At 54.5% G+C, this 11,532-nt stretch carries 7 protein-coding genes; 2 read left to right on the top strand and 5 right to left on the bottom strand.

Annotation, left to right across the window (positions count from 1 at the left end):
* Positions 1-1,157 precede the first annotated feature (1,157 nt).
* On the top strand, positions 1,158-1,421 hold the full coding sequence (locus tag J2X71_RS37675) for a hypothetical protein (RefSeq protein ID WP_310390504.1): 264 nt from the start codon (positions 1,158-1,160) through the stop codon (positions 1,419-1,421).
* 1,369 nt (positions 1,422-2,790) lie between these two features.
* Here J2X71_RS37675 and galE read toward each other — a convergent pair.
* The 5 genes from galE to J2X71_RS37650 all read right to left on the bottom strand — a co-directional run bounded on the left by galE (position 2,791) and on the right by J2X71_RS37650 (position 9,632).
* The gene (gene galE / locus J2X71_RS37670) at positions 2,791-3,774 is read right to left on the bottom strand and encodes a UDP-glucose 4-epimerase GalE (RefSeq protein WP_310390503.1); all 984 of its coding nucleotides are present in this window, start codon (positions 3,772-3,774) and stop codon (positions 2,791-2,793) included.
* A gap of 716 nt (positions 3,775-4,490) precedes the next feature.
* Positions 4,491-5,525 carry a rhizobiocin gene (locus J2X71_RS37665; protein WP_310390502.1) on the bottom strand — a complete coding sequence of 345 codons (1,035 nt, stop codon included), beginning with the start codon at positions 5,523-5,525 and terminating at the stop codon, positions 4,491-4,493.
* Positions 5,526-5,629: 104 nt separating this feature from the next.
* Positions 5,630-6,934 carry an HlyD family type I secretion periplasmic adaptor subunit gene (locus J2X71_RS37660; RefSeq protein WP_310390507.1) on the bottom strand — a complete coding sequence of 435 codons (1,305 nt, stop codon included), beginning with the start codon at positions 6,932-6,934 and terminating at the stop codon, positions 5,630-5,632.
* An 11-nt stretch (positions 6,935-6,945) separates the two neighbouring features.
* Positions 6,946-8,730, bottom strand: coding sequence for a type I secretion system permease/ATPase (locus J2X71_RS37655; RefSeq protein WP_310390506.1), 1,785 nt, complete (start codon positions 8,728-8,730; stop codon positions 6,946-6,948).
* Positions 8,731-9,038: 308 nt separating this feature from the next.
* Entirely contained in the window at positions 9,039-9,632 is a 594-nt protein-coding gene (locus J2X71_RS37650) for a transglutaminase-like cysteine peptidase (protein ID WP_310390501.1), read from the bottom strand.
* A 368-nt stretch (positions 9,633-10,000) separates the two neighbouring features.
* Here J2X71_RS37650 and J2X71_RS37645 point away from each other — a divergent pair, with 368 nt between their 5' ends.
* Positions 10,001-11,398, top strand: coding sequence for an O-antigen ligase family protein (locus J2X71_RS37645; protein WP_310390500.1), 1,398 nt, complete (start codon positions 10,001-10,003; stop codon positions 11,396-11,398).
* Positions 11,399-11,532: the final 134 nt, after the last annotated feature.

Raw genomic sequence — 11,532 nt, 5'->3', positions numbered from 1 at the left:
TGCGGACCTGGGCATCTTGCTGTTCAGCGTGTCAGGAGAGGATCTCGCTGCCGAAGCGAGAAGGCGTAGTCGCCGAGGCGACGATGGCCACGCGCATGCTTGTCGGCTTCATCGGAATCATTGTGGTTTGTCGGTCCGGCCAGGGCGTCGGTGGCGATTTGGACGTCGCTTGGGAATACCTTCTATCCAGTGCTCCGGGCGCTCTGTGCGCTTTTCAATTAGCATCGCTGGCTTCTACCTTTGGGCCAACTCCCGTTTGGTCAGCGACACCAAATCTGGCACATATCTTTACGTGGCCTTGGTCGGGTTGGCACTGGAAGCGGTCACCGGTGCACCAGATATAGCGCTTTACGTTTTCATCGCTGCAGCGGTAATCCTTACAGCGACGCAGAGTTCGGCATCTCAGATGTTGTTCAGAAATCCTGTTTCCCATTTCCTTGGAAATGGTTTCATATTCGCTCTGCCTTATACACTCGCTGCTATCACGATATTTGTCAAACTTGGTGCCATTCCTTACACCGAAGATCGGTTACCCGGCCGCATATTTCTCAGCGCTGCTGATCTATTTGGCCTTCTCGGTAGCATGCGCCTTGGTGAGCTACTCACTCTTCGAGCCAGGAAGCTTTTGGAAAGGATCGTACTCCGTCCGGCTCCGCCAATCGCCGGATCGTGAGGCGGTGCGTATCTACCGATCGCTACTGACCGCTGCTGATGTCGAGGTGGCGGCACGCCTCTTTGCTCCGATCGCAGCACTTTCGCATTTAAAACTTTAAGGAAACTCATATCTCCTTCCTAAACCTTACATGATATCTTCCTAATTTAGGAGGATATCTGTATGACGAAGTTGCAAACACCCACGCCTATCTGTGTACCGAACCCCTTCATCGTCTTAGCTTTGACGGTTGGTATCGTGCTCTACCTAGTGTTTCTCACCGCGCTCGTGAGCGTCGCTATCCTGGCCTGGTTATTTGAAGAAATAGGAGGCCAGAATAAAGATTATCGATAGCGTCCTTCAGTACATCAATCTCAGGCCAACATGCGGTGGGTAGCCGGTTAACAACTACCAAAAAAAGTCTGGCTCGTTGGCCTGCACCCAAAAAGCAACGATTGTCTTTTGCAGCGGTTTAGATCATCTCCAATTTGCCGGGGATCTTTACATGAGCACAACTACCGTTGGCGAAGCCGCCAAAGACATTATTCATTCCATGTACTCTGCGCTGATGCGCTTCTGGATGCTCTACCGCAACGGCGGATACGAAGACGAATGGGCATTTGCTCGTGTTTCCAACGAGGTTGTCGACATCAATACCAAGATGTCGATAACCGGTCTCGTCATGCGCAAGGCCATCGACGGAAAGTGGGCGTACCGCCAGATGACAGAAGAAGAGCGCGGCGTCTTTGACGCCAACCGCGCTTGGTAGTTGTCGCTGTCACTGAATGACGGGCGTGGTCGCTACGTTGGCGGCTTTACCCGGCAAGAAATGCACCCATCGCTCTGAACCATCGGACACGGGGGTCAGAGTGCGCTGGCTGGCGGCCCGCATCACAAACGAATGTTTGCCAGCGACACCCTTAGTTGTCGCAAAGGCAGCAATCGCGCCGAATGTCCTGATGCCGGTCGTTGGGTCGATTGTTCCCGTGTTGCTAACGTCGGATGCGGTATTGCCACGCGGGCGTCGTGGACGTTTGAAGCGGCAGGAAGAACAGAGTTCGGAACATTGCCCGTAGTGTTTGAGCCGCCCCGATAGGCTTGAGCTGATGCAGTCAACTAGGTTTTCCAATTGAGCCCCGCGAGCATCAAACTTCCTTTTATTTCTCTGCGATGTCGGGTACCGGGCGATGGTCAAAAGCATTTGAGCAGAGCGAGCGGTAACGCTGTTGGACCGCCTCAGACTAGGTTGGGATGGTGGGGGCTGCAACGTCATCCCGACGTAAATTATCTGACAATTGGCATGGTTCCAAAGGGCTGCACTGAACGAAAAGTTTCCCGAGATCCATTATAGATCGCAATCCACATGAGGGCGCTGACTAGTCCAGCTATGATTAGCCATTGGATACGCATGAGTCACCGAAGGAGCTCGCAATAAACTGATCTCTATAATTAATACGAGTTTCTATTCTATTCCACAGTAGCTCCGCACATAGGACGGGACATTCTCGCCAATCGATGAAGCGGGTTGCGCGCCATGATGGGGCAATAGTTTGTGTTCCGCCTCTCCTTCAATTAACGAGTCGACGGACAACAGGGATTCTCGCCGACATGGCACACGTTTCACTTTCGCATGAACGTCGAATGGCGCGGTGGGAGTGGGTGTCGTGCAACTCAGTTAGAAGTGCGTGTATTCGTGAGGTTCTTACTGGCTGCTGTCCGGGTATTTCCAACGTTATAACCGATCCATGACATAAGTAGACGATCGCCATTGCGACAGCGACTGCGAGTTCCGGCTTTAGTTCTTGACTGTCGCGACGGCGACCATCATCCGAGTGCTATGATCCTGGGTGGGCTGAGAACACATTATTTGACGGCCTTCTCGATCCACGAGACATCGGGCAGAAACGATCGGCAATTTGCTCTGGTGGACCAGCACGCCACCAGTTTTCCGATGACCACACGACGCAAAGGAGGATGGCGTGGGCGCTTTCTCAATCGCCGAGCCTGGCAATAGACGCATTGCCAGGCTCCATGCCTAAACTCTGAAATCGGGCAATCTCCGAGAGCTGCGCCTATCCCTTGCCTAAGTTACGTCTCGAGAGGGTTGTAAGCTTGTTGGGCTGGCCCGCGACCCGCGTTCAGTGATGATTTGATCTCGCATGCCAGTTCCAGGCCGACTGAATGATCTGCGAGAGATCATACTGCGGCACCCAGCCGAGCACGTCTCGCGCTTTGTCGTTATTGGCGACCAGCGTATGCGAATCGCCTTCACGACGACCGATATATTCGACCGGGAAGGGCTTGTTGGAGACGTCCTCGATCGCGCCGAGCAATTCCTTCACAGTGGTACCGGTGCCCGTGCCGAGATTGAGCGCAACGGATTCGCCGCCATCCAGCAGATACTGGACGGCACGCACATGCGCGTCGGCAAGATCGAGAACATGGATATAGTCGCGCACGCAGGTGCCGTCGCGTGTCTCGTAATCGCTGCCGAAAACCTTGAAGCCCTGGCGACGGCCCAGCGCCGCATCGATCGCCAGCGGGATCGCATGCGTTTCCGGCTGGTGCCATTCGCCGATCCGGCCTTCGAAATCGGCACCGGCGGCATTGAAATAGCGCAGCACGACGGAGCGAAGGCTCTTGTACTGGTCGTAATCGGCAAGCGCCTGCTCGACGATATATTTGGTGCGGCCATAGGGATTGATCGGCACCTGACGGTGCGTCTCATCGAGCGGCACGCTCTGCGGCAGACCATAGGTCGCGCAGGTGGAGGAGAAGACGAAAGCATTGATACCGGCGGCCTGCGCTGCCGACAGCAGCGTCAGCGTGCCGATGACGTTGTTCTCATAGAAGGAGACCGGATCCTTGACCGATTCGCCGACTTCGATCAGCGCCGCAAAATGCAGGATCGCCGACGGCTTGTGCTTTGCCAGCACCTCATCGAGCCGGGCGCGATCGCGAATATCACCCTCTTCCGCCGGTCCCCATTTGACGAATTCGCGATGGCCGTTGGAAAAATTATCGAAGACGACGGGCTTGTAACCCTTGTTCGCCAAATCGAGACACGTATGCGAGCCAATATACCCAGCGCCGCCGACGACCAGTACCGTTTCACCTGCCATACATCTCACCTTTGCAAGCCACAGATGCGCAGACCTTAGCCAAGTTACACGTCAGGAAAAAGTTATCTCGGTTACATATCTGCAAAAGGGAGAGGATTAGAAGTTTCTTGTATGCTGAATCGCTCGTTCAAGGGACAATCGTTTTGCTGGCGAGCGGGACGCTATCAACGTGAAGATAGGACGACGGGATCAAGCAACAGGCGAAAGCAAAGGGTCGTGCCGCTATTATGACTGGTGTGGCGTTGGCCGGTATTGAACGACATTCGGAAGTGGCGACCGCACGGACAGTTGTTAAGCAGGCGCACGCCAGGTTCCGGATCGCGAGGTCTCCTAAATCAAAGACAACGAGCGCCTGAAACAGCGGCGTCTCGGTGAATATGAAGAATTGTCTCGCTTGCCTTCAGGCATCGCGGCAACACCGACGCGCCGTTTGCCTGCCATGATCGCCGAAAGACGGAGTGCTTCAATCGTCTAGGCGCCGATCTACCACAGCACCGTTGGGATATGGAACTGCCTCCCAGGTCTCCGACACGTCGTTCGTATCGATCCGGTCCATTAGCAATTGTAGTTGGTGCTGGCGCCGCCCAATCGCGAAATGGATCTTTGCTCCGGCAAAAGCGACGTTTCCATCTGAAAGTCTAGTCATTGCCCGATGCCACAAAGCGACATGCCGCCTCTCGGCGGCATGTTCTTGCATCGGGAATCAGCGTCGATCCTTAGGCAGTGAACCAATTATGGAAACCGCCAGCGTCGACGTTGCTCAGAACAATCGTTTCACCCTTGTGGGCGAGATCTGCACCGACGTATTGAACAACGGCGTCGCCACCGAAGTCCGTCGCGGTCCAATCATTTTCCACGGTACCCACGAGTTTGAGCTTGTCCATGGTTGCGTTAAACCCGTCGATCGTGTCCGTGATTATGGACTTGGCCATGTCGCCGAGATGGAAGACGAACGTATCCGCACCGCTGCTTGCGATCAGGTGATCGATCCCCGTACCGCCCTCAACCGTCGAAGACTTCAGGTTGACACCCGAAAGATCGACCGTGTCGTTGCCGGCGCCAGCCTTGATATCGACGGTTGTGTAGCGACCGTCCGTGAAACCATTGCCACCGTTGAAAGCAGTCGCTCCGGTGATTCCGCCGGTACCAGCGTCCGAACCATCCTTGAAGCCTACGCCAGACTTGATCGTGATCGTATCGTTGCCGGCGCCTGTGTTGACGGCTACCGCATTTACCCAGCTGCTGTCATTCGTCAACAGCGAGATGGTAACCGTGTCGTTGCCGGCGCCGGTCGAAACGTTTGCACGCTTTACGTTCAGAATCTCTACGGACGACGCGCTGCTGCCACCGAGGTGAACGTCAGCCTGGACGAAATCCTTGAAATAAACGTTCTCTGCGCTGTCAGATTGTGCCAGCACGTTTCTGACAGAATTCCATTTCCCGACAACGTCAAATACGAAGGAATTCGAGTTCTGATCAAAGCTGAGGGCAACTTCACCGCCCACACCAGGACCGCCAACCGTTACGGGGCCGGATCCGATCGACGATCCGTTACCGTTCGTCGTTTCATGCTGCTGGGTGCTATCGTCAAGGGCGTTGGAATTCTGGGCGTCGATGCTCAGAAGGTCGGAAACGTTAGACGCACCACCGTTGCCGAATGTGACTGCTAAACCTGCCATGAATGTTCTCCATTGCTTTTTTGAATAAAACTTTACTTGTGACGCCCGACACACGAAGTTCAGCAGCGACAAACGTCTATTTTTACTAATAGATAAGCATAAAATTTTGGCAAGTGTGTAACAACGACGAAAAGGATATTTGAGCTAACTCTTTTTGGGACAATTTCGCTTCGCGGTCACTCTTCTCTGAATGCCAACCTCAACCTATCTGCGAATGGCTTGGAAAAATACGATATAACCGTGCGGTCCGCGATTTTAATAAAGATTTCAGCAGGCATGCCCGGATAAAGAGAACCTTCAGACAGGTCTTTCAGGGTTGCCATGTCAGGCGTTATCCTCAGCGTATAAAATGATGCACCGGTGCGGGGGTCGGTCTGAAGGTCCGGTGAGATAACGGACACCTTGCCGCCAATGTCGGGCGTCGTTGTCTGGTTGAACGCCGTAAAACGGATATCGACCGGCTGCCCTTTGTAAATCTGATCGATGTCCCTGGGTGCGATCGTTGCTTCAACCTGCAACTCGTCATGCTCGGGGACGACCAGCATCAGAACCTCTCCCGGCTGGACTACTGCGTTAACATTGTGAACGCTCAGCTGATAGATGCGCCCGGCAATCGGTGCGCGAATCTCCAAGCGTGCGAGTTGGTCCCTTGTCGCGGCCAATCGCTCTTCATACTCAGCGATACTGGCCTCAACAGAGGTCAGATCCTTGGAAACCTCCGATTGCCGATCCTCATCGAGTTGCAGGAGTTGAAGGTCAAGCTCACCGATTTTGCCTTCGGTTTGTGCGCGAGCCGCGATACCCTGGCCCATTTGCCCTTCAAGCTCAGACTTACGGCGCTTATAGTCATTCAGCCGTTGTTGGGTTGTCAGGCCCTTTTGATAGAGCGTGTTAACCTTCTCGAGGTCTTGATCAACAAGGTCAACTTGATCTCGGATCGCGTTGACCTGGACGGTGAGGCCATCCACCTCGTCTGTCAATTGCTGCTTGCGTGTGGCGACCTGTCTCTTCATGCCTTCAAGCGCATTCTTGCGGCTGACGAACAGGTTCTGCTCGCTTGCAACCAGCGTTGTGGTCGACTTAGACGTTGTAAGCTCGGATAGCTTTTCGGGCACCGTCAACTCAGAGGCACGCGACGCTTCGGCCTGCAATCTAGCGCGGCGCGCATAGAGCTGCGCAAGCGTATTCTCGGAAATAGAAAGATTGGCCTGTACGACTGTTCCATTCAGGCGGACGAGCACTTGATTAGCGTCAACCCGATCGCCTTCTTTCACGTCGATTTCGCTGACAATCCCACCAACGAGATGCTGGATCTTCTTCGTATTGCCCTCGACGACGACATGGCCAGACGCGATAACCGCACTCGAAAGCTCGGTTGTCATAGCCCACCCAAAAACGCCAACGACCAAGCCGAATGCCAACAGAACGACAATGGCGATGTGTTTGGCAAGTGGTAACTTGGCGAGATTTCGTAGTTGCATAACAGTCACCGTCACACGTCGTTTGCTGCCGGTGACGAACCGGCGTCTTCGATAACTCGCGGCTGATGGTCTGATGTGACCGGCCGAATATTCTGACGCAGCATCTGCCCGAAAATCTCTTCCTTCGTACCAAAGCGCTGCATTCTCCCGGCAGCTATAACTGCAACCAGATCCACATTGGCAAGCGCGCTCGGACGATGGGCGATGACGATCACAATCCCACCTCTTGCCTTGACATTGGCAATCGCATTGCTGAGAGCGTTTTCGCCTTCGGCATCGAGATTGGAATTCGGTTCGTCCAGCACCACTAAAAACGGATCTCCATAAAGCGCGCGTGCCAGGGCAATACGCTGCTTTTGACCCGCAGAAAGCGCTTCACCGTTGGAGCCGATCTTGGTCTTGTAGCCAGCCGGCAAGTTCAAGATGAGATCATGAACATTCGCCGCTTTCGCCGCATCGATGATCGAGGCACCTGTCGCGTCAGGCCGGAAGCGAGCGATATTCTGTGCGACCGTGCCAGCCATCAGTTCGACAGTTTGCGGGAGATAGCCGAGATATTGGCCAAGCTCGTCCATGTCCCACTGGTCCAGGCTTGCACCATCAAATCGCACCTTACCGTGGCGTATCGGCCAGGCGCCGACGATAAGACGGGCAAGCGTCGACTTTCCGGATGCACTCGGTCCGATCACTCCAAGAGCGTTTCCAGCTTGAAGTTCGAAGGAAACGTCCACCAGCGTAATTGCAGACCCGCCAGGGGGGGAGCCGGTTAAATTCTCGACCGAGAAGGTGAATGCCGGTCGAGGCAAGGACATGCAAGCCTCTCCCTCCGGCACAATTTCGAAAAATTTCTGAAGTCGCTTCCAGCCCTGCCGTGCCGATGTGAAGCTGCGCCAGTTACCAATCGCCTGTTCGAGGGGAGCAAGAGCTTTTGCTGACAGGATTGATCCGGCGATAATGCTACCCGCCGTGGCGTCGCCATTCACGACCAGAACAGCGCCCACCGCCATAACGCCAGACTGAATGATCATGCGCGCCACTCGTGACGCAGCACCATAAGCGCCCACTATATCGGCACCTCGCCGGCTCTGGCGTTTGTACCGGCCGTGCAGCTCACGCCAGATAACTATCATAGTGCCTGCCATGCCCATCGCCTGAATGGCTTCGGCGTTGCGAACACTACCGCCCGCAAAGATATTGCGTTGAGCGCGAGCACTCGCTGCACTCTCATTCAGTGATGTCGTGGACCAATTTGTGAGCACCGTGATGGCGACCAGAATGACCGCGCCTGCAAAAACGCTGATGCCGATCCAAGGGTGCAGCATGAAACAAATGAGGAGATAAAAGGGCAGCCACGGAAAATCGAACAGCGCATTAGGACCGTTGCTCGAAAGAAATCCGCGAATCTGATCGAGGTCGGAAAGGGCCTGTAGGCCATCCCCCCTGACCTCGCCTGAGAAAGGCATTTTGAGGAGCGCCCTATACATGCGCCCTTCCAGTTGCTGGTCCAAAATGTCAGCGACCCGGGTCAACATCTGGCCTCGAACCACATCGAATCCCATTTGGAATCCGTAGAGCAAAAGGACAAGCGCACATAGCGCGATCAAAGACGGGATACTTTTGCTCGGCAGGATGCGGTCATAGACCTCAAGCATGAAGAGGGAACCAGTCAAATGCAGCAGATTAATAAAGCCGCTTGCAAATGCAACCGCAACGAAAGCATGCCATGTTCGAGCGAGGGACACTTTGTACTTGACCTGTTGACCGAGATAGTTCGACGCCGCAGATCTGATACACATGTTTAACGCGTTGTAAAAGAACTTAATTGCTTTCAAAAACAATGGCTCTAACGTTTCTGTTGCTTCGAATTATTTTGATAACTACAGCGTGTACCTAATGTTGAGTTGCCCTGGATTGGCCGCCGCTCGCGGCCGGGCCAGAGAGGAAGCGAGACGCCACGAATTCAGCGGATGCCTCAATAGTTGTCTTTGGACATCGCGCCCGGTAAGCTAGAAGTTGTGCGAAGACGCCATTCGCTCAAGTATCAGCGGCGTGGGAAGACATCCGTGTGACGGCCTGGTTTATCGGTTCAAGCATGGGTAATTCTTTACAATTCGTACCATACCCGCGGGTTGTCGCCCGACTGGATCATCACCCAGCGAAGATCCGTATCCTTCCAGCCTTTGATCGCGTTTGTGCGGTTGTCGAGCACCAGATCGCCTTGATCGGTCTTGACGACGAGAACAGCGTGGCCTTCGCCATAGGGCGTCTTGGTAACGGCGATACGCAGCGCCTTCGGCGACCAACCCATGGCGATGAGATGATCACGCTTCGTCAGCGCAAAATCCTCGCAGTCACCGGATTTCACATTCACCTGCCAGACATCGCCCTCATCAGGGCGGTCGTTGACCGAGCGGATCGAGCGGTTGACCGAGGCATTGACTGATCGAAGCTGCTTGCTTGCGAACGCGCTCAGCGAAACTTCCGAAGCTCCGCCCCGTGCCACGCACTCATTGGGATTTTGAGCGCAGAACATCACGTGCGCAAAAGGTGCTGTAGTGCGGCGCTTTTCAGAAATATAGCTGAATGCCGGCGCTGTCTTCAATCCGCGGGCAATACCGGCGGGACCAGCCGCCTCTGCGGTCTGAACCGCAAACAGAGATGCAAGCGTCACCGCCGTAATCAGTGCCTGCTTAAACATTTTCTTACCCCGTTTCGACGACCGCTACACGGTCAAATGTCCATGCCGGTTGAAATCCGGCTTTTGATCCCTGGTCGCAGTTCTATCCAACCCCGATCAATGACCGGGACCATACGGGAAAGGAATCTCGATCCTTTTAAATCGATCAGAACAATTTTAGCGGAATGCTTTTTTCGAGGTGCAATCGCACGCGGGCACTTTCCAGTGCGAGTGTCACACCGCCATTGGACAGGGTTGCAAAATTCGCGGATTTCTTGCAGAGACAAGCATAACGGTGCCGGAGGGGCGGCCGATGGTTCATAAAAGTTTTCGCCGTGGCTGTAACGGATAGATTAAAGAGCACATTTGCCGGTCTTTATAGCGCGCTTGTGCTGGCGGCTGTCATTCCTTTCGGCCTGGTCGATGCGACGCCCTTCGCAGCGGTCGCCATTTGCATGTTCACGCTGGGTGTTGCTGCGCTCATGCTCTTCGGAGAACCCCGGCGCGGCCGCTGGGTCTTCGTCTGGGCGCTGCTGCTCTTCATCGTCACCTCAGCCTGGATCGTCATCCAGACGGTCCATATCCCCTGGCCCTCTCTCATCAATCCCATCTGGAAGGATGCAAATGTTCTTGCAGGGGTATCAAGGGATACGATTTCGGTAGCGCCGGCCGATACGCTTGCTTCTCTCCTATATATTGCGCTACCTGCCATGACTTTTTTGACCGGCCTCATCATTGCCGACACGGACAAGCGCGCGCGCCGTATCCTGATAGTGCTTGCAGTTGGCGCAGGTTTGATCTCCCTCTTCGGGCTTAGCCAGTTCCTGCTGTTTCCGAAGATGTTGCTGACTGAAAGCAAGCGCTATTATCTCGATAGCCTTACCGCCGTTTTCGTCAACCGCAATACGGCGGCAACCTTCCTGGGGCTCGGATTTCTCCTGGCGGCGACATTCGCGTCGGAAAATGGCCGCGCTTACTTCGGTTTTTCATCCGCGCCATCTGGCAATTTCAAGGAGGGCCTCGGTTTCTGGGTTTTTGCCGGCCTCGGCCTTTCCTGCCTCACCGCGCTGATGCTCACCCAGTCCCGTGCAGGGCTTGTTGTGACAGGCCTGGGCTCGGTCCTCTATCTTCCCTATCTCGCCAGCCAATGGAAAAGCGCGCGTTCCCGGCTGTTCCCGCAAGCCGGCGGCTCGACGCCCCGCAATTGGTGGCTGACAGCCAGCGCAATTGCTATTGTCCTCGTTTTCATCGCGATTTTCGGCGGCAGAGCCATCCTGCGTGCCGACCAGCGAGGCACGGACGATGGCCGCTTCTGCATATGGTCAGATACGGTCCACGCCCTTTCGCAAAACTGGCTTCAGGGAACCGGCTTCGGTACATTCCGCACTGTCTATTCGGCTTATCGGACCCCGGATTGCGGAATCGGCGGCATCGTCGACAGGGCTCATAACTCCTATCTCGAGGGCTTCCTGACGTTGGGGATAATATCCCCCATCGTCGCCGTGTTGATTTTTTCTGTGCTTATCCGAGCCTTCTGGACTGGCTATCGGGCTCGCCATCGACTGAGGCATTACTCCATCTTGGGTTGCGCCGCCACGATTTTGACGGCGGCCCATGCGACCGTGGACTTCTCGATTCAAATTCCCGGGTTTGCCATTTTTTTGATGGCATTTCTGGCGGCCGTCATTTCAATTTGCTGCGGTCGCGAAGAAAGAGTCAGTGAAAACAGGAAGGACGTGTCAGCCGAGCTACGAATCGGCCACCCCGTCGAACTGTTTAAAATATGACGATTTCAAGGCCGCCGATACATAAAATCGCCATTAAAGAAAAGCATAATATTCGTTTTGGTTGTAGTTGAATTGCGGCAGGATCTTAACGTATCAACCTATGCTAATTTACCATATTTACCATAAATGGGACA

It is taken from the genome of Rhizobium sp. 1399 (assembly GCF_031455475.1).
GTDB lineage: Bacteria > Pseudomonadota > Alphaproteobacteria > Rhizobiales > Rhizobiaceae > Rhizobium.
Note: the sequence above shows the minus strand (reverse complement) of the source record. Positions and strands in the feature narration are given on the sequence as shown.